The following is an 18,833-nucleotide window of genomic DNA, read 5'->3' as shown; positions in this document are numbered from 1 at the left end:
GCCATGGCTCTCGCTAGCGACGCAGTTCGGTGGCGAACTGCGCAGCCTTCAGCTGTAGCTGCGCAGGCCCACCCCAGAAGGCGCCGTGGCGCACGATTACCCGTTCATGAATGGCTGCCGCCACCGCCGCTGCTGCATTCGGAGCCTTGAACAGGATGAAGCTGGCTTCATTGCCGACCTTCAACCCGTAATCCTGCTTGCCCATCACCCCGGCGCTGGCCACGGTCGCCATTTCCAATGCTACGCGCAGCTCCTCGTCGGTATTGAAACCAGAGCGGTAACTGACCAGCATCGCCCGCTGCAGCATGTCGCCGTTGCCATAGGGCCACCAGGCGTCCTGGATATTGTCGTTGCCAGTGAACACCCGCACGCCACCGGCACGCAGGCGCAGCACAGGCGGGAAGGCGTGGTCGCCGGGTGCATTGGTCATGATCGAAACGCCGGCAAGGGCCAGCACTTCGGCAGTGCGGTCAACCACGGCGTCGCTGACATCACCCAGGCCGTAGGCATGGCTGACCGCCACCAGGCCTTGCATGCCCAGTGCCTGGGTACGGGCGGCGATACGCTCGAGCTGGGCGATGCAGCTGTCGCCGGGTTCGTGCAGGTGAATGTCCACCTTCACGCCATGGCGGTCGGCAATACCGAAAACGATATCAAGCTGGGCGTCGGCATCGCCGTCCAGGGTGGTCGGGTCGATGCCGCCAACCACCTGCACACCTTCACGCACGGCGGCCTCCATCACCTGCGCGGTGCCAGGGCAGGTCACTACACCGGCCTGCGGGAAAGCCACCAGTTCGATGTCGACCAGGTCTTTCCACTTGTCGCGGGCTTCAAGGATGGCGCGCAAGTTGGCCAGGCCAGTGGTGGCATCGACGTCGACATGGCAGCGCATGGCCAGGGTGCCGAACGAGGCGGCCTGGCGGATCAGCGCGTCGGCGCGCTCGACGATCGGTGGGGCGCTGGCAAGTTCGCGTTTTTCCACGGCCAGGCGCTCGCGCAGGCTGGCGACCGGCTGGTGCGGGCGCCAGCGGTCACCGACAAAGCTCTTGTCCAGATGGATGTGGCCGTCGACGAAGCCGGGCAGCACCAGCAGGCCTTCCAGGTCGATGGTCTCAATGGCGGCGGTGCGGGCGCGGTGCGCGCCGAGGTGGCTGATGCGGCCGCCGCGCACGGCGATGTTCAGGGGTAGCCCATCGGCGTCGATGGCATTGATGAACTCACGGTCGTTCATGAAAGGGGCCTTTGCTTCCCAGACTTGACTAGCGTCATACGGTAGGGATGATCCGGCCCCCTCACAAATTAATTATCAGGATCGACCACAGTGTATTTCTTGATACAGGCAAGGGCCGTTTGCTTACCTACTGCAACGTTGGTGGTTTGGCCTCTGCGGGCAATGCAGCCACCACCGCTTCGATGCGCGAAATTTCCTGCGCCAGTCGTTCAGCCTCCTGATGCTTGCCTTCGGTCCTCAAGCGATCCCGTTCACGACGCAGATTGAGCAGATTTTTCTGTAAGGCCAGGCCAGATTTGTCGTATTGATCCATGTTGCTCTCGCGGCATTGGCGTCCGTGCCGTTGTAGGAAAAGTGGACCGTATCAGTGACAAAATCTTGCAGAAACTGGGGTTTCATACAGGAAAGGGGCGATGCGGCGATTCTGCCTACAGCGCTCGGAAGAAACGTCCTACAAATCCGCCTGCTAGCTGTTTCAATTCATGTGCATTGAATGTCAGCCAAATGCCCGTATTTGCTGAGCTTCGCGGCAGGCCGTCGTCGCCATGAGCGTGGCCAGCGCAGCCAAGGCGTTTTCACCCTGGCTGCAACTTTATGTAGCAATTGCCAGGCGGCACCATCGCCCGGGCGCCTGGCAGTTGGCGGTGGTCACTTGAAGAACTGACTGGGCGTGATACCGAACTGGCGCTTGAACATGCTGGCGAATGCACTGGGGCTGTCATAGCCCAGCGTGGCTGCGATATCGACGATGCGTTCGCCCAGAGCGATGCGCTCCAGCGCCTGCATCAGGCGCGCCTGTTGGCGCCACTGGCCGAATGTCATGCCGGTTTCCTTGCGGAACAGGCGCTGGATGGTCTTCTCGTCAACGCCCAGGTGCACACCCCAGTCGGCGAGGGTCGACGTGTCGTGGGGGCGTGCCTGCAAGGCTGAGCAGAGCGTGCGCAGGCGTTTGTCGCTGGGCTGCAACAGTTTCAGCGGCAAGGTCGGCAGCACGCAGATCTCGTCGAGGATCAGGCGCATGATCCGCGCCTCGCGTGAGTCCTCGACAAAAGGGCCAGCGAAGTCGACCGACGCCTTGATCAGCTCGCTGAGCAGCGGCGAGATACTGATGGCCTTGCTTTGCTGCGGCAGTTCGAGCGCCGTATCAGGACGCACGAACACGCTGCGCATCTTCACGTCACCGACGCAGCGGATGGCGTGCACCTGGCCGCTGGGCATCCAGATGCCGCGGCTGGGTGGCACAGTCCAGCGCTCGGCCTCGGACTCGACCAGCATCAGCCCCTTGATGGCGTAGATCAGTTGGTGCTTGGCGTGCGAGTGAGGGGCGATGTACCAGTCTGGCGGGTAGTCGGTTGCCCGGCTGCCCACCTCCCAGGTCCATTCATCGACCTCCATCAGCAGTTCGTGCTGGGGTTTGACCATGATCGTGTCCAGTCCAACAGGCGCGGCCATCTTAGCAGCAGCGGGCAGGCCGTGCTTTCGAGCGGGTGGCCGGCAGCAGCGCGGTGGCCAAGCCCAGCAGCGGCAGGAACGAAATCACCTGGTAGACCCACTCGATGCCATGCAGATCGGCCAGTTCGCCGAGGCCTGCAGCGCCGATGCCACTGATGCCGAACATCAGGCCGAACATCACCCCCGAGACCATGCCGACGCGGCCAGGCACTGCCTCCTGGGCGTACACCACCAGCGCGGCGAAGGCCGACGACATCACCAGGCCGATGGCCACCGCCAGCACCGCAGTCCAGGCCAGGTTGGCGTAGGGCAGGGCGAGGGCGAACGGGGCTACACCGAGGAACGAAATCCAGATCACCGCCTTGCGCCCGATACGGTCACCCACCGGCCCGCCGGCAAAGGTGCCCAGGGCCACGGCAGCAAGGAACACGAACAGATACAGCTGGCTTTGCTGCACGCTCAGGCCGAAGTGTTCGATCAGGTAGAAGGTGAAGTAGTTGGTGAACGACGCGATGTAGACGAATTTGGCGAACATCAGTACGGCGATCACGCCCACTGCGCGCCACATGGCGGCTGTGGGCAGTCCTGGCGCCTGTTGCCCGGCCAGGCCCTTGAGCTGGGTCTGGCCGTGGCGGATGGTCCAGCCAGTGACGCGCAGTAACACGAAGATCGCCAGGGCGGCCGCCAGCATGAACCAGGCGATGGCAGGCTGACCGTGGGGGATGACGATGGCGGCGGTCAGCAGCGGGCCGATGGCGGAACCGGTGTTGCCGCCGACCTGGAAGGTTGACTGTGCGGTGCCGAAGCGCCCGCCGGAGGCCATGCGCGCCACCCGTGAGGCTTCGGGATGGAAGGTCGCCGAGCCGATACCCACCACCGCAGCGGCGAACAGCAACATCGGGTAGCTGTTGGCGAAGGCGAGCAGGGCGATACCCACCAGGGTGAACAGCATGCCGGTGGGCAGCAGGTAAGGCATGGGGCGCTTGTCGGTGTACATGCCGACCCACGGCTGCAGCAGCGAGGCGGTGACCTGGTAGATCAGGGCGATCCAGCCGATCTGGGCGAAGCTCAGCGAGAAGTCGCTCTTGAGCATCGGGTAGATCGACGGCAGCACGGCCTGGATCAGGTCGTTGAGCAGGTGGGCGAAGGCGGCGGCACCGACGATGCGGACCAGAAAACCCTGGGGTTGGTCGGCGGTGGTGGGTGGGGCCAAGGTGGCGGCAGGAGTCGTCATGGGCGAGGCTCTTTTTCGAATGATGGCAAGGCATTGCCCGACGAAGGTTATCCAGCCGGGAAATGCCTGTCTCACGCCGAACAGGCACCCACTGTCGCGATTCGGACATTCAGTAGGCGGGTGTCGCGTTATGACGTGCCTGCCCTGGCCATCCACTTCAACAGCGTGGCGATCGGTATGCGGCGATGCACTTCGTGGCGCTGGGTATCGCCACCGTCGGCATAACGTTCCCGATAACGGCTGAGGATCAGGCCCGGGGTGAGTCGTATGAAGCCTATGACCGCAGCATCGACGTGCAAGTCAGCCGGTTGCGGCGCAAGCTGGAGAGCGACGCGGGTGCCGAACCGTTGATCCGCACGTTGCGCAATGTCGGCTACCTGTTCACTGCCAGCGTGGTCAGGCGATGACGCTGTTGAGCAGGCTGCGCAGGGCCTTGCCGCGGCCACGCATCACCATCGCCCGCTGGATTGCCCTGACCACCCTGACGGCGATGTTCATCCTGCTGTTGCTCAAGGGGCTGTTCAGCCTGCTGCTGAGCGTGTGGGCGCAACCGCCGCTGCTGGAGAGCGGCGTGATCGAGAAGGTCGCCGCGGTCACTCGCATCCTCGATACAGCGCCCGTCGCACAGCGCCCCGGCATCGCCAGCGCAGCAGGCGATGGTTCTTACTCCGTGCAATGGCTGCGCAGCCGTGACCAGGCCGGTATACCGGAACTGGTCGATGCCGAGTTTCGCCAGGGCGCGCCAACCCTGCGGGCCTTGTTGAAACGGCCTGATGCTCGGATCCAGGCCTTTGAAGCGTCCGAACTGTGGGAGTTCGAACCCGCGCGCGGCTACGCCCTGATGATCGAGCTGAGTGACAAACTCGACGCGCCGCGGCGCTGCGTCTACGTTGGCAGGCCGGTGGGTATCAAGCGGGTGCTGGTGAACCTGGTGGACAACGCGGTCAAATACGGTCTGGCGCCTGAGCTGCGGCTGGCGGTAACCGCCGAGCAACTGGAAATCACCGTGCTGGATCGCGGGCCTGGCATCGCGCCCGAGTTACAGGAGCGCGTGTTCGCGCCGTTTTCCGCATCGAAGGTTCGCGCAATCGTGACACCGGTGGTGCCGGCCTCGGCTTGCCGGCGGTACGCGCGATCGTGCTGGAGCAAGGCGGCAGCGTGACATTGGCCAACCGCCCGGGCGGCGGGCTGGAGGTCAAGGTCAGCTTGCCAGTGTGCTGATCAGAGGCTCAGGTGGCTCAGGCCGGTATTCGTAGGCATAGCGCACGGCGGTGTGGTAGTGGTCAGTGGCAGGTTTCCCCGTCTTTGCCAGTTTTCAGGGCTCGACTTCGTCGATGTACGCATCGAAGAACCAGTCAGGAATCTGTTCAGCTCGGTACTCAAGCTCGGTGCCTTCAGTAATCTCCGCCAGCCACACAGCACACTCACCTGAGTTGTCGAATACGTAGGCGCGATTGCTGACTGCGATAGCGTCCGGCAGCAAGTCCAATGCCCGTGCGTAGCGCTCTCTGACTAGATCCGGTCTGACTGGATGCCCACCTTCCTGCACTCGAATGTGTACCCGGTCGATATTGATTTCAGGGTTTTCAGTCGAGACGAAGTAAAGGTAAGTACGGTAGCCCCGCGCTTGGGCACTGCGCATGAACTCGACCTTGCTGGGGTGCGACATGACAGTTTCGAAACTGAAGCTGACACCCTCATCGAGCAAGCGGTGCCGAATGAAGTCAGACAGAACGGAGGCGAAATAGGAATTCACCTTGATCTGCCTGTAGTCGACGCACGAGCCGTGCAGGCCCAGCATTCTGGCTTCATCAGTCAGTTGCTTCTGCCGTATCAGGTAATGATCGGTGTGAAATAGAACCAGCTCAGCCAGGCTGGCTTCGATTTCAAAGACTGCCAGGTCGATAAAGCCAGTGGCCTTGGCTTCTCTCTCCAATTCATCGGCATTGACGAAAATTCGCGTGAGGGCTGCCGGCAGGTCAGCCTTGATAGTACTTTTGCCAGATCCATTGGGGCCGGCGAATACCCGCAGCCTGCGGGCCTTCACTGGGTCGGATTCTCGCTGACCTTCCTTACGCTGATCTTCTCGCCAATATTGACTCTGCGCCGGGGTTTGGCCTTGGCCACGACTGTTCTGGAGCCGTCAGCAGCAACCCGCACGAGATGGCCATCATCGGTGCGCAGTACGCCGTGCCGGCTCACTTGCAGCGCCCGCAGATAAGCGGAATGCGTCGCTTCAGTGGCGCAGTCGGGAATCAACTGCTCCAGTGCGTCGAGCTCAGTTTCAGTGGCATGCTTGGCTTTTGCAGCCATGGGTAGATACCTCCAGACAACCTGAAACAGATTGTGTGCATAGGGGACATCATAGCGCTGGCACGGTAAAAAGGCATCAAAGGATGGCATCTTGGCGGTCCTGATAAGAGGTCGTGCCTGAGTGTGGCACGAAGGCGCTTAGCTGTTTTCGCCATGATGTGTAGTCCAATTCTGATTCATCGCACAATTCGGCCGCTGGCCGCTTCAGCGCAATTGCAATCCTGGACCCACGGACCGGAGCACAACAACCACCAGGAATTGATCGGCATCGAGCGTATCTACACTGACGGCCTGTTATGGGGCGCGGCGACCTTCAAGAACTCGTTCTCCCAGCGCTCTTACTACGCCTACCTGGGCAAGGTCTGGGAGCACGAGCGCTATCCCGTGTATGCCAAGCTGAGCGCCGGCCTGATCGAGGGCTACAAGGGCGAATATGACGACAAGATCCCGTTGAACCACTTCGGCGTTGCGCCGGTGATCATTCCGTCGTTCGGCGTGCATTGGGGGCCGGTGGGGGCCGAGTTCGTGGTGCTGGGAGGGGCTGCGGGGATGATCAACGTAGGATTGAGATTCTGACAGGTAGCGCCGCTCCCTCAGGTTCGGCGCTATCCGTGAGTTCAGGCGGTGCCCAGGGTTTTATCCGCAGCCTTGCTGCGCCCACCGAGCCATACCAGCAGCAACCCGGCAGCCGCCAGCACACCACCGGCCATCGGCACTGCGGCATAGCCGAGGTTCAGGCTGATTACCGCGCCGCCCAAGGCTGCGCCAAGCGCGTTACCCAGATTGAACGCACCGACGTTGATCGACGACGCCAGCCCAGGTGCCTCGATGGCGGCGATCATCACCCGCATCTGCAGTGGCGGCACCACGGCGAAGGTGAACATGCCCCACACCAGCAAAGCGATGGCGGCACCGATATGGCTGCCCAGCACCAGCGGCATCAACAGCATGATCACCGCCAGCACGCCGAGGAAGATCCGCGCCGAGCCGTCCAGCGACCAGTCGGCCAGGCGCCCACCCAGGCTGTTGCCCAAGGTGAAGCCAACGCCGATCAGCACCAGGCCAAGGGTGATGAAACTGTCCGAGGCGCCGGTCAGCGCCGCCAGCACTGGCGCCACGTAGGTATACAAGGTGAACATGGCGCCAGCGCCCAGCACCGTGGTGGCCATCGCCAGCAGCACGCTGGGGCGCGCGATCACCGCCAGTTCCTTGCGCACATGTGGCACGCTGCCGCGCTCACCCTTGGGCAGGGCATACCACAGGGCCGCCATGGCCAGCAGGCCGAGCCCCGCAGTGCCAGCGAAGGCCATGCGCCAGCCGACCTGCTGGCCTATCCAGGTGGCCGCCGGCACGCCGCCGATGTTGGCGATGGTCAGGCCCATGAACATGGTCGCCACGGCGCTGGCCCGCTTTTCCTTGGGCACGACACTGGCGGCCACCACGGCGCCCAGGCCGAAGAAAGCGCCGTGGTTGAGGCTGGTGACCAGGCGTGAGGCGAGCAGGGTGTAATAGTCTGGCGACAGCGCCGAGAGCAGGTTGCCTGCGGTGAAAATCGCCATCAATGCCATCAGTGCCGCGCGTTTGCCGAAGCGGCTGAACAGCAAGGTCATGATCGGCGCACCGACCATGACGCCGATGGCATAGGCGGTAATCAGCATGCCAGCGCTGGGGATGCTGACGTCTACGCCTTGGGCGATCACCGGTAGCAGGCCCATCGGCGTGAATTCGGTGGTGCCGATGCCAAAGGCACCGATGGCCAGGGCGAACAGGACACGTCCGGCTTTCATGATGCAGCCTCCTGCGCGGTGTGATGAACGCGCTGCAATCGGTATTCGGCGACAGTCATGGCATCAGTCCCAGATCGGTGCCAGGCCTTCAGGGCTGACTTCACGGCCATTGCGCTCGAGCGTGGCGATGCGCGCCATGTCTTGGTCATCCAGGTGCAGGTCGCGGGCGAGCAGGTTGCTGGCCAGGTTTTCACGCTTGGTTGAAGACGGGATGACCGCGTAACCGAGCTGCAGGGCCCAGGCCAGCGCAACCTGGGCGACGGTGGCCTTGTGCTTGTTGGCGATCTCGGCCAGTACCGGGTCTTTCAGCACCTTGCCGTAGGCCAGGGTCATGTACGAAGTGACGGTGATGCCTTGTTCCTTGAGGAACGCGGTCAGCTTGCTGTTCTGCAGGTACGGGCTGAGCTCGATCTGGTTGGTGGCGATTTCGCCTTTGCCGACCACGGCGATGGCCTGGCGGGTCAGCTCGATGTTGAAGTTGGAGACGCCGATCTGACGGGTCAGGCCCAATGTCTTGGCTTCAGCCAAGGCTTCCATGTATTCGGCCAACTCAACGCCGTTGCCTGGGGCCGGCCAGTGGATCAGCAACAGGTCGACATAGTCGGTGCGCAGTTTCTGCAGGCTGTCGCGCAGGCTGGGGATCAGCTTGTCGGCGGCGTAGTTCTCGACCCAGATCTTGGTGGTGATGAACAACTCGCTGCGTGGCACGCCGCTTTCGGCGATGGCCTGCCCGACGTCAGCTTCGTTCTTGTAGATTTGCGCCGTGTCGATGACCCGGTAGCCCAGTTCCAGGGCCGACTTGACCGAATCGATGACGGCTTGGCCGGTTAGGCGGAATGTGCCGAGGCCGAAGGATGGGATGCTCATGAATCTGCTCCAGGTGAGAGAACGGTAAGGAGCAGTGTGCGGGATTCCGCGTGTTTGATTAAGGCAGGGCAGGGCCAAGGTCATTTGACTTGAAGTCACAAATGACCCCTGAGCTCATGCAGTTCAGGCAAGGTGGCGCAATCAATGCTTGATCTGCGCCGGATTGGATTGCAGCAACCACAGTTGGCTCAGTCCCAGCAGTTGTTGTTCCAAGGCCGACTGCGCGCCGATGCGCTGTGCTTCACTGTCCTTTCGCAGCAGCGCGTCGAGGACGCCCAGCAGGTCCCGATCCTTGCTGTTGGAGAAGTGCTTGTCGACATCCGAGATCTCGATGCCATTCTGGTAGGAACGGACCCGCTCCGTCTGGCTAGCCTGTTGCGACACGCGAGCTTCAGTCAGAACGCCGTTTCTGAAGCCGAGGCGGGTCGTGCTGTTCGACTGGTCGTCGACCTCGTGATAGCGGTAGTTCTGCGATTCGCTGTCACGGGTCAGCTGCAGGGCCACCAGTGGGTTGAACCCTTGATGCCAAGCGGCCTTCAGACTGGCCTGTTGCTGTTGCTCCACGGACAGGTGGGGGCCGCCGTTGATCTGGGTTGCCTGTGAAACCTGGTAGCTGAAGTAGTCTGCCTCTTCCGGCTTCACCGGATTGGGCTGCAGCGTGGGCTGACTGACAGACGCGTTGAAGTCGGCCAGGCCGTTGAGCAGCAGGCGACTGTTGCGGTTCAGGGCGGCTGCCGCACCGGCTGTGCGAGGTCTGTCGTCATCGACGCTGTTGAGCTGGCTGAAGGCATCCTTGAACAGGCTCATCAGGTGTTCGTCGCCATGGCCGCGTTGCTGCGCGGCGTCAAATTGCGTCAGGTAGTTGGCCACCGCAGCCTGACGCATGGCCTGATTACCCAGCAAAGCGCCGCCCTGGGTGTCGAAGTTCATCTTCACTTCGCCACCGGGCCCCAGCAGTTTCAGGCTACGGGTCTGGTCGTCCAGGCGCAGTTCGAAGGTTTGTCGTTCACCGCTGCTGGTGACCAGTTGCGCGTCCAGTTGCAGGCCAGTGAACAGGTTTGGGTCGAGCTTGACCAGTGCGCCCAGCTGGAGGCTCGGCGGCTCCTGGGTCAGGCCGTTGATGGCCGACTGGAAGCTGTTGGCGAGCGCTGCCAGGCCATCGAGCTCCTTGGCGCTGAGCGTACCGCCTTGTACCTGCGCATCCACGGCCAGGCCTTGCTCGCTGCTGTACAGGCCCAAGGTCACAGTGGCGCCGGAAGCGGTGGTGAGGTTGAAAGTGATGCTATTGCTGGCGTATTCGCGCAGGCGCGACTGCTGCAGGCCGAGGATCAGCTCGTTGGGCGCGGATGTATCGCTGACCAGTAAGCCGGATTGGGCGATGGTCTCACCGCCATTGGCGGCCAGTTGCGCCAGCAGCGCCGCCCCCAGGCCCTGGAAGCGTGTGCTGGTTGCACCCGATTGCACGGCGCTGGCCATGTATTGGCTGAGCTTGTCGACAGCCGGCGTTTCCCAGATGTAGCGGTTCGAGGTGTTGCCCAAGTTGCCTTTGGCGGAGTAGATGTCGCTGTCCGTGCCGACCGTTGGCTGGCCGAGGATCACCTGCGTACTGGCGCGCGTCACCGTGCCGGGGGCTTGGCTGGCTGCGTTGATCTGGGCTGTCGCTGCAGGCGCGATCTGGACGGGAAAGGTGCGAACGGCAGCTATCGGGTTCATCATCGGCGTTCCATGCGGATTCTGTGGGTATCCATGCTATCGGCGTGCCATCAGGAAACCTGAATGTGTATTGCGCACAAACGAAACGGCCCGCCAAAAGGCGGGCCGTAGGGCATTGCAGGTGCCGATCAGCGGCGCCGGAACAGCGGCAGCGGCTCGTCGGTGGCGCCCTGGTAGGTAACCGAGAAGTCCTTCAGACTTTGCAGGGCATCTTCCGGGTCCTTGTCGGCACGCAGGGCGAAGGCGTCGAAGCCGCAGCGGGCCATGAAGAACAGCTGGTCGCGCAGCACGTCGCCGATGGCGCGCAGCTCGCCCTTGAAGCCATAGCGGTCACGCAGCAGGCGCGCGTTGGAATAGCTGCGCCCGTCGGTGAAGGCCGGGAAGTTCAGGGCGATGACCTGGAAGTGCTGCACGTCCTCGCCGATTTCTTCCGCTTCCTGGTCGCTGTCCAGCCACACGCCCAGGCCGCCATCGCGGGCCTTGAGCACGTGGGCGTGGTCGCGCCACATCTGCAGCGGGACGATGTAGTCGTCGCAGTTGGTCAGCTCGTCGAACGCGGTGTCCTTGGGCAGCAGGTGCCAGGTTTCGTCGACGATCTGGTTGTTCTTAATGATTCGCTGCATAGACGCGTTCCTTGAAGGGGTCGATGCCGATACGCTGGTAGGTGTCGATGAAACGCTCTTCCTCGGTACGTTGTTCGACGTACACGGCGATCAGCTTCTCGATCACATCGGCCATGTCATCCTGGGCGAAGGACGGGCCGAGGATCTTGCCCAGGCTGGCGTCGCGCGCGGCGTTGCCGCCCAGCGATACCTGGTAGAACTCCTCGCCCTTCTTGTCCACCCCGAGGATGCCGATGTGGCCGACGTGGTGGTGGCCGCAGGCGTTCATGCAGCCAGAGATGTTCAGGTCGATCTCGCCGATGTCGAACAGGTAGTCCAGGTCGTCGAAACGGCGCTGGATCGATTCGGCGATCGGGATCGACTTGGCGTTGGCCAGCGAGCAGTAGTCGCCGCCCGGGCAGCAGATGATGTCGGTCAGCAGGCCGATGTTCGGCGTGGCGAAGCCGTTTTCGCGCAGTTCCATCCACAGCGCGTGCAACTGGCGCTGCTCGACGTCGGCGAGGATGATGTTCTGCTCGTGGGAGGTACGCAGGAAGCCGAAGCTGTAGCGCTCGGCAAGGTCGGCCACGGCGTCCAGCTGCTTGTCTGTCAGGTCGCCCGGGGCAACACCGGTCGGCTTCAGCGACAGGGTCACGGCCACGTAGCCAGGGCGCTTGTGGGCGCGGGTATTACGCGAACGCCAGCGGGCGAAGCCCGGGAACTCGGCATCCTGGGCGCTGTAGTCGACGTTGTCGAGGGCCAGGTAATCCGGATCGACGAAGTGGCGCGAGACGCGCTGGACTTCTTCCTCGGTCAGGGTGGTGCTGCCGCCACGCAGGTAGGCCATTTCGGCCTCGACCTTCTCGGCGAACACTTCAGGGGTCAGAGCCTTGACCAGGATCTTGATCCGCGCCTTGTACTTGTTGTCACGACGACCGTAACGGTTGTACACGCGCAGGATGGCGTCGAGGTAGCTGATCAGGTCCTGCCACGGCAGGAACTCGTTGATGAACGAACCGACCACCGGGGTACGGCCCAGGCCACCACCGACCAGCACGCGGAAGCCCAGCTCGCCAGCGGCGTTGCGCACCGGCTCCAGGCCGATGTCGTGCACTTCGATGGCGGCGCGGTCTTCTTGCGAGCCGTTGATGGCGATCTTGAACTTGCGCGGCAGGTAGGCGAATTCCGGGTGGAAGGTGGTCCACTGGCGGACGATTTCGCACCAGGGGCGCGGGTCGACGATTTCATCCGCAGCCACACCGGCGAACTGGTCGGTGGTGGTGTTGCGCAGGCAGTTGCCGCTGGTCTGGATCGCGTGCATCTGCACGGTGGCCAGTTCGGCGAGAATATCCGGGATGTCTTCCAGCGCTGGCCAGTTGAACTGCACGTTCTGGCGGGTGGAAATGTGGGCGTAGCCCTTGTCGTAGTCGCGGGCGATCTTGGCCAGGGTGCGAACCTGTTTGGCGTTCAGCTGGCCGTACGGCACGGCGACGCGCAGCATCGGCGCGAAACGTTGGATGTAGAGGCCGTTCTGCAGGCGCAGAGGGCGGAATTCTTCTTCGCTCAGCTCACCGGCCAGGTAGCGGCGGGTCTGATCACGGAACTGCTTGACGCGGTCCTCGATGATCCGCTGATCGTACTCGTCGTATACGTACATAAAAGTCCTGTCTCAGGCTGCATGCAGCTATTCGCGCGCACGGCCGCGCACTCCGGTTCGGAGCCGGGGAACGATAGCAGGTTGGGTTTATGCGCTAAAGTGATGTTTTTGCATATGAAAAGAACCAAACGAACTAAGTGAGACTGACTGGCATTTATTCCCCTATCAGGCGACGGGTTTATACTCAGTGGTTTGTTTCAAAGGGTGTATCCGCATGCTCAAGGCGCTTTGCCAAAGCTTGTGCCTGAGCCTGCCTTTGGCAGCTTCCGCTCAGGCCGCTTCGGTGGTCTTCCTGAACCCTGGCCACTCCAACGAGACGTTCTGGGTCAATTACTCGCGTTTCATGCAGGCCGCCGCCGATGAGCTGGGCATGACCCTGCGGGTCGAGTACAGCGAGCGCGATGCCGGGCGGGCGATGAGCCAGGCCCGGGCGACGCTCGATGGCCCGCAGCGGCCGGATTACCTGGTGCTGGTCAACGAACAGTACCTGGCGCCAGAGATCATCCGCTTGTCCCGTGGGACCGGGGTCAAGCTGTTCCTGGTCAACAACGGCCTCACCGCCAACCAGGCCCGGAGCATCCAGGCCCAGCCCGACAGATATGGGCAGGTGCTCGGTACCTTGACCGCCAACGATCAGCAGGCAGGCTTTCGCATGCTGCACGAGATGGTCGCATTGTTGCCCCGAGACAATGAGCCGATCGACCTGGTGGCCTTTGCCGGTGTCAAGACCACCCCGGCTTCGCAGTTGCGTGAAGAAGGCATGCGCCAGGCGTTGGCAGACTTTCCTCAGGTGCGCCTGCGCCAGGTGGTGTATGGCGGCTGGAACCGCGAGCGCGCCTACGAGCAAGCCAAACAGTTGGTGCAGCGCTATCCCCGGACCCGGCTGGTGTGGGCAGCCAACGACCAGATGGCTTTCGGTGCCATGCAGGCGTTCGAGGAAGCCGGGCGCAAGCCTGGGCGCGACGTGGTGTTCGCCGCTGTCAACAGCTCGCCGCAAGCCTTGCGCGCCCGGATCGATGGGCGCCTTGGCGTGCTGATGGGCGGGCATACCACCCTGGGGGGCTGGGCCATGGTATTGCTGCACGACGATGCCCAAGGCCTGCAAGTCAACCGCGACGGTAAGCAAGAGCATGTGCTGCCCGTGCTGCAGTCGATCGACCAGGCCAAGGCACGGCGTTGGCTGAAGCTGCTGGAGCGCGACGACTACGGTGTCGATTTCCAGCATTACAGCGCCCAAGGGCAGCCGCCGAGCTACCAGTACCCGTTTCTCACGTCACCCGTCGACTATTGAAAGACCTTGCTTGAGTGAAGGGCATAGCTCGTCTTAACTGCTGGTGGTGAAGTGCATTCCCATAACCACTACAAGAGGCAATGCAATGGGAAACTCTACCAAGGTCCGCAAAGCTGACAGCAGTGTCGATGCCTGGGCGATCCTTTGCCTGATCGTCCTGGTGGTGGTCACCGCGGTGTATTGGGTCAGCCACCAGTGACCTGAACTCAAGACCGTGATCCAGGCAGAACGCCTGCGGGAGGGAATCTCGCAGGCGTTTGCGTTTTATTTCAGCGTGCTCAGCGCGCAGTGAGGTGCAGCGCCAGTTGCACCAGGCCGATCAGTACGGCAATGAACACCAGGGTGAACAGCGTGCCCAGCACGATGAAGTGGCTGGCCTTGCCGTGGGTGAAGTCGCGGGCGCGGTTCTTGCCGCTTTGCACACCAAAGGCGGCGGCGAGAATGCTGTGCAGCATCTGCCAGAAGGTCGGGGGCTTGCCCTGGCTGGAATCGTCCATGGTGGCTCCTGAAGAATCAGCGGCAATCAGCAACAGTGTAGGCAACGCGCATGAGCTTGGCTGGATACATTGCCACGGTCGGTTCCTCACGATAAGGTTTTCGGCTTGACGCGGTGGCGCGATGAACAATAGACGTGTCCGCCAGCACGGACCTGATTGCAGACCAAAGGTGACTCGATTTGAACCCTGACTCCATGCTGGCGGCGTTGCCAGGCTTCGCCATCGCCCCCGAAGCGATCCAGGTGTTGCCGGATGCCGCGGCCTACCGCACCTGCCTGCTGGAACGCATCGCCACGGCGACCCGGCGAATCGTGATCGTTGCCTTGTACCTGCAAGAGGACGAGGCCGGCCAGGAGGTGCTCGATGCCCTGTACCAGGCCAAGGCCGAGCGGCCGGGCCTGGAGATCGTCATCGTGGTCGACTGGTTCCGTGCCCGTCGTGGCCTGCTGGGGGCCGGGCGCCAGCCGGGCAATGCCGCCTGGTATCAGGCCCAGCGCCAGTTGCGTGGGCTGGATGTGGTGATTCATGGTGTGCCGGTGCAGACCCGCGAGCTGTTCGGTGTACTGCACCTGAAAGGCAGCGTGATCGACGATTGCGTGATCTACACCGGCGCCAGCCTCAATAACGTCTATCTCCACCGGTTCGACCGCTACCGGCTCGACCGTTACCACCTGTTCCAGTCGCCGGCCCTGGCCGATGCCATGGTCGGCTTGGTTCGACGCTTGTTGCACCACACCGCGACGCCGCGTCTGGACCTGCCTGCTGCCCCTGCAACCCGCAGCCTGCGCGGCGATATCCGGCGTCTGCGTGCGCGCCTGCGGCGTATGGCCTATGACGCACCGCCCGCCATTGCGGGGCAGGGGCTGCGTGTCATCCCGCTGCTGGGCGTCGGCCGTGGCAACCCGCTCAACCGCACGCTATGCGCGCTGCTGGCGGTGGCACGTGCGCAGATCATCATCAGCACACCGTATTTCAACCCGCCTCGGGTGGTAATGCGCGAGATCGACCATGCACTGGGCAGGGGCGTGCGCATCGAGCTGATCGTCGGCCACCGCACCGCCAACGACTTCTATATCGCCCCGGGCGAGCCGTTCAGTGCCAGTGGTGCCTTGCCGTACCTGTACGAGGACAACCTGCGGGCCTTTGCCCGGCGCCGTCAGGCCGCGATTGCCAGCGGCCAGTTGCTGATACGGATATGGAACGATCCGGGCCACACCTTCCATGCCAAGGGGGTGTGGGTCGACCAGCGCTATTCGCTGCTGACCGGCAACAACCTCAACCCACGCGGGTTCAACCTGGACCTGGAGAACGGGCTGCTGATCGATGACCCGCACGGGCAGTGGCTGGTGCCACGGGCGGTGGAGCTGGAGGGCATTCGCCGGCATGCGCCGCAGATCGGCACGGTGGATGAGCTGGGCGAGAAAGCCGAGCATCCCAAGGAAGTGCGCAAGTTCCTGCGGCGCCTGCGCTACAGCCGGCTGGAGCCGTTGATCAAAAGGGTCCTGTAGGCCGCCAGTCGTCAGCTGGATCGATCCTTGCCAATCGGTCGGGGTCCACTTTGACGAACCCTGGTAAAAGGCTCTGCGAATGGAATCACTTGTTGGCAATGGCTCGCCGCGCAGTCTCGTGGTCCGACAGCTGGTCCTGGCCTTCTCGGCACTGTTGTTGGTGGCGTTGGTGCTGGGCATGGTCTCGCTGTACCGGATCGCCCAGTCACTCGATGAGCGCGAACGTAGCCAAAGCAGTTTTCACACGCAGTCTTCCCTTGAGCAACTCCAGAAAAACGAGCGTGCCTACCTGCTCAGCTACGCTTTCTGGCAGGCCGCCTACGATCACCTGGCAGGGCCGGTGGACAGCCACTGGGCGTATGACGAGGATAATGTCGGCCAGACCCTTTATAGCGACAATGGCTACGAGGGCGTGTTTGTTTTGGACGATGACGGTACCCACTATGCGGTGATCAAAGGCGAACTCAGCACCCGCACGTTTGACGATTTCAGCGCCAGCGGCAGCAGGGTCATGCAATTGGCGCGTGCCGCGGTCAAGCAGGATCAGGCCGCGTCCGGGTTTGTCATGTTCGCCGGACGACCTGCATTGTTTTCTGCTGCCGTCATTCGCTCCCCCTCGACACCGCACCATGTGGCGGCGCCGAATGCGGTGCTGGTGTTCGTGCGTGCACTGGACGCGGTCATGCTCGCAGAGCTGGCCAAGGCGGTCGGTTTGAGTGGTTTCGCCACCACCGCGAGCAAAGTCCCGCAAGCGGGCCTGGGTTACTTGCCGCTGGAAGGCACCGGGCAGGCCCTGACCTGGGAAATCGAGCGCCCCGGCACCATTTTGTTGCGCACGGTGGTCGCACCCTTGAGCCTGGTATTGCTGGTGTTTGGCCTGTTGACGGCATTGCTCACCCGCTATGCCATCCGCGCCAGCGCCCGTATCGACCGCAGCCACCGCCAGCTGGCGGCCTCCAAGAACGCCCTGGAAACCAGCGAGGCGCGTTTCAAGGCCGTCGCCGAGGCGGCCTCGGACTGGATCTGGGAAACCGATGTCCAGCAGCACCTGACCTACCTCTCCGCACGGTTCGCCGAGCTGACCGGCCACCCTGTCGAGCAATGGCTGCAGCGCCCCCTCACGCAACTGCTGGCCTGCGACACCAGCCCTGTCGAGACCTGGCTGCATAATCTGGCAGCCACCGAAGCGACCGCCAGCCTGCGCTGCCAGTACCGCGACCGCCTGGGCCAGCAGCGCGAGTGCCGCATCGCGGCGCGGGCGATCATCGAGCAGGGTATCTGCAAAGGCTTCCGTGGTACCTGCAGTGACATTACCGACGAAGTGGCTGCCCACGCCCAGATCCAGCACCTTTCCTTGCACGATGCGCTTACCGGCCTGCCCAATCGCAACAAACTGTTCCGTTTTCTCGAGCAGGACCAGCCCGTGCCCGTGGCCGTGCTGATGCTCGACCTGGACAACTTCAAGCCGATCAATGACAGCCTCGGCCACCCGGCTGGCGATTCGGTGCTGATCGAGGTAGCCCGGCGCCTCGGCGAGGTGACCCGTGAAAGTGACCTGGTGGCGCGCCTGGGTGGGGACGAATTCATCGTCGTGCTGGTGCGGCCTGGTCAGCGAGAGGAAATGGACCGCTTCTGTGCGCGGCTGATCGACACCTTGCGTCGGCCGATCACGCTGGGTAGCCATGCCGTGCAGGTCGGCGCGAGCCTGGGGGTGGTGCTCTCGGCCGAGTACCCCGGCACCCCCGGCGACCTGATCCGCTATGCCGACGTCGCCCTCTATAGCGCCAAGCAGGCCGGCAAAAACACCTGGCGCTATTTCTCGACGCAGATGAACGCGGCGCTGCTGGAAAAACGCACGCTCGAAGGCGATCTGCGTGCGGGCATCTCGCGTGGCGAGTTGCTGTTGCATTATCAGCCACGCTTCAAGGTCGATGGCAACACGGTGGCCTCCGTCGAGGCGCTGGTGCGCTGGCATCACCCGCGCCTGGGGCTACTGCACCCGGACCGTTTCATCCCGTTGGCCGAAGAGTCGGACCTGATCGTGCAACTGGGCAGCTGGGTGCTGCATGAAGCCTGCAGCCGTGCGCGCAGCTGGCCGCTTGACGTGCTGGTCTCGGTCAACATGTCGCCGGCGCAGTTTCGCCGCAGCGATGTGGTACGTGACGTGGCGGAGGCGCTCAGGCACACCGGCCTGCCGGCGCACCGCCTGGAGCTGGAAATCACCGAAAACGTCATGCTCAACGATGTCGAGGGCGCGCTACATACCATGAATGCGCTCAAGGAACTGGGCGTGCGCCTGAACATGGACGATTTCGGCACTGGCTATTCGTCACTCGGCTACCTGCGTACCTACCCGTTCGACAGCATCAAGATCGACAAGCGTTTCGTGCAGTCGCTGGGCAAGAGCGACAGTGACCGCAGCGTGGTTCAGGCCATCATCAACCTGGGCAATGCCATGGGCATGACCGTCACTGCCGAGGGTGTCGAGACCCCGCAACAACTGGCGCTGCTCAGCGATGACCAATGCCACGAGGTGCAGGGTTTCTTGCTCAGCAAACCGGTGGAAAACCAGGCGTTGGTGCGTTTGATGGAGGCGGGGATCGCCACCGGACCTGTCGTACCTTGAACGGTTACACTCATTTGCATGCAGCGTGACCGTTCGCCCCTCTGAAAAGTCATGC

General features: G+C 62.9%; 15 protein-coding genes and 3 pseudogenes. 6 read left to right on the top strand and 12 right to left on the bottom strand.

Translation table 11 applies throughout. The annotated features are described in order from the left end of the window. Positions 1–13 precede the first annotated feature (13 nt). The 4 genes from ACTORR_RS04315 to ACTORR_RS04300 all read right to left on the bottom strand — a co-directional run bounded on the left by ACTORR_RS04315 (position 14) and on the right by ACTORR_RS04300 (position 3,917). Positions 14–1,231, bottom strand: a complete 1,218-nt coding sequence (locus tag ACTORR_RS04315; RefSeq protein ID WP_054885163.1) for an amidohydrolase family protein — start codon at positions 1,229–1,231, stop codon at positions 14–16. A 127-nt stretch (positions 1,232–1,358) separates the two neighbouring features. Further along, a complete protein-coding gene (locus ACTORR_RS04310; RefSeq protein ID WP_054885162.1) occupies positions 1,359–1,544 on the bottom strand; it encodes a hypothetical protein in 186 nt (61 codons plus the stop codon). A gap of 335 nt (positions 1,545–1,879) precedes the next feature. Beyond that, positions 1,880–2,653: an AraC family transcriptional regulator gene (locus ACTORR_RS04305; protein ID WP_099813367.1), complete on the bottom strand. Its 774-nt coding sequence runs from the start codon at positions 2,651–2,653 to the stop codon at positions 1,880–1,882. A gap of 31 nt (positions 2,654–2,684) precedes the next feature. Then, complete coding sequence (locus ACTORR_RS04300) at positions 2,685–3,917, bottom strand: MFS transporter (RefSeq protein WP_099813369.1); 1,233 nt, start codon at positions 3,915–3,917, stop codon at positions 2,685–2,687. A gap of 245 nt (positions 3,918–4,162) precedes the next feature. On the opposite strand from ACTORR_RS04300, the pseudogene ACTORR_RS04295 reads away from it, so the two are divergent. Together ACTORR_RS04295 and ACTORR_RS04290 are read left to right on the top strand one after the other, a co-directional pair. Next, positions 4,163–4,324 (top strand): annotated as a pseudogene (locus ACTORR_RS04295) (winged helix-turn-helix domain-containing protein); the annotation flags it as partial. Beyond that, positions 4,321–5,138 (top strand): annotated as a pseudogene (locus ACTORR_RS04290) (sensor histidine kinase). The pseudogenes ACTORR_RS04295 and ACTORR_RS04290, both read left to right, overlap by 4 nt. A gap of 94 nt (positions 5,139–5,232) precedes the next feature. Here the strand turns inward: ACTORR_RS04290 and ACTORR_RS04285 are convergent. Both ACTORR_RS04285 and ACTORR_RS04280 read right to left on the bottom strand, forming a co-directional pair. Beyond that, positions 5,233–5,964 carry a zeta toxin family protein gene (locus tag ACTORR_RS04285; protein WP_054885156.1) on the bottom strand — a complete coding sequence of 244 codons (732 nt, stop codon included), beginning with the start codon at positions 5,962–5,964 and terminating at the stop codon, positions 5,233–5,235. Continuing rightward, entirely contained in the window at positions 5,961–6,230 is a 270-nt protein-coding gene (locus ACTORR_RS04280) for a hypothetical protein (protein ID WP_054885155.1), read from the bottom strand. The genes ACTORR_RS04285 and ACTORR_RS04280 overlap by 4 nt, the downstream gene beginning before the upstream one ends. A gap of 231 nt (positions 6,231–6,461) precedes the next feature. On the opposite strand from ACTORR_RS04280, the pseudogene ACTORR_RS04275 reads away from it, so the two are divergent. Then, positions 6,462–6,806 (top strand): annotated as a pseudogene (locus ACTORR_RS04275) (sn-glycerol-3-phosphate transporter); the annotation flags it as partial. Positions 6,807–6,847: 41 nt separating this feature from the next. Here the strand turns inward: ACTORR_RS04275 and ACTORR_RS04270 are convergent. The 5 genes from ACTORR_RS04270 to ACTORR_RS04250 all read right to left on the bottom strand — a co-directional run bounded on the left by ACTORR_RS04270 (position 6,848) and on the right by ACTORR_RS04250 (position 12,856). Beyond that, on the bottom strand, positions 6,848–8,017 hold the full coding sequence (locus tag ACTORR_RS04270; protein WP_313364751.1) for an MFS transporter: 1,170 nt from the start codon (positions 8,015–8,017) through the stop codon (positions 6,848–6,850). 63 nt (positions 8,018–8,080) lie between these two features. Then, the gene (gene dkgB, locus ACTORR_RS04265) at positions 8,081–8,884 is read right to left on the bottom strand and encodes a 2,5-didehydrogluconate reductase DkgB (RefSeq protein WP_099813373.1); all 804 of its coding nucleotides are present in this window, start codon (positions 8,882–8,884) and stop codon (positions 8,081–8,083) included. A 141-nt stretch (positions 8,885–9,025) separates the two neighbouring features. Continuing rightward, the gene (locus tag ACTORR_RS04260) at positions 9,026–10,600 is read right to left on the bottom strand and encodes a hypothetical protein (protein ID WP_441343555.1); all 1,575 of its coding nucleotides are present in this window, start codon (positions 10,598–10,600) and stop codon (positions 9,026–9,028) included. A gap of 125 nt (positions 10,601–10,725) precedes the next feature. Further along, on the bottom strand, positions 10,726–11,220 hold the full coding sequence (locus tag ACTORR_RS04255; RefSeq protein WP_054885151.1) for a DUF934 domain-containing protein: 495 nt from the start codon (positions 11,218–11,220) through the stop codon (positions 10,726–10,728). Continuing rightward, the gene (locus ACTORR_RS04250) at positions 11,204–12,856 is read right to left on the bottom strand and encodes a nitrite/sulfite reductase (protein ID WP_313365010.1); all 1,653 of its coding nucleotides are present in this window, start codon (positions 12,854–12,856) and stop codon (positions 11,204–11,206) included. Before ACTORR_RS04250 ends, ACTORR_RS04255 begins: the two co-directional genes overlap by 17 nt. A gap of 214 nt (positions 12,857–13,070) precedes the next feature. Between ACTORR_RS04250 and ACTORR_RS04245 the strand changes: the two genes are divergently transcribed. Further along, positions 13,071–14,147 (top strand): ABC transporter substrate-binding protein, encoded by a 1,077-nt coding sequence (locus tag ACTORR_RS04245; RefSeq protein WP_099813375.1) that lies wholly within the window; start codon positions 13,071–13,073, stop codon positions 14,145–14,147. A gap of 278 nt (positions 14,148–14,425) precedes the next feature. Here ACTORR_RS04245 and ACTORR_RS04240 read toward each other — a convergent pair whose 3' ends face one another. Further along, positions 14,426–14,644, bottom strand: a complete 219-nt coding sequence (locus ACTORR_RS04240; protein ID WP_054885148.1) for a DUF2970 domain-containing protein — start codon at positions 14,642–14,644, stop codon at positions 14,426–14,428. A gap of 179 nt (positions 14,645–14,823) precedes the next feature. Here ACTORR_RS04240 and pssA point away from each other — a divergent pair, with 179 nt between their 5' ends. Then, positions 14,824–16,152 carry a CDP-diacylglycerol--serine O-phosphatidyltransferase gene (pssA, locus tag ACTORR_RS04235; protein ID WP_262109792.1) on the top strand — a complete coding sequence of 443 codons (1,329 nt, stop codon included), beginning with the start codon at positions 14,824–14,826 and terminating at the stop codon, positions 16,150–16,152. 79 nt (positions 16,153–16,231) lie between these two features. After that, positions 16,232–18,778: a bifunctional diguanylate cyclase/phosphodiesterase gene (locus tag ACTORR_RS04230; protein WP_313365011.1), complete on the top strand. Its 2,547-nt coding sequence runs from the start codon at positions 16,232–16,234 to the stop codon at positions 18,776–18,778. The last annotated feature ends 55 nt before the right edge of the window (positions 18,779–18,833 follow it).

This window comes from Pseudomonas sp. SAR267 (assembly GCF_052077595.1).
In the GTDB taxonomy this organism is placed as follows: Bacteria; Pseudomonadota; Gammaproteobacteria; order Pseudomonadales; family Pseudomonadaceae; genus Aquipseudomonas; species Aquipseudomonas vlassakiae.
This window is presented reverse-complemented; position numbering and strand designations above follow the sequence as displayed.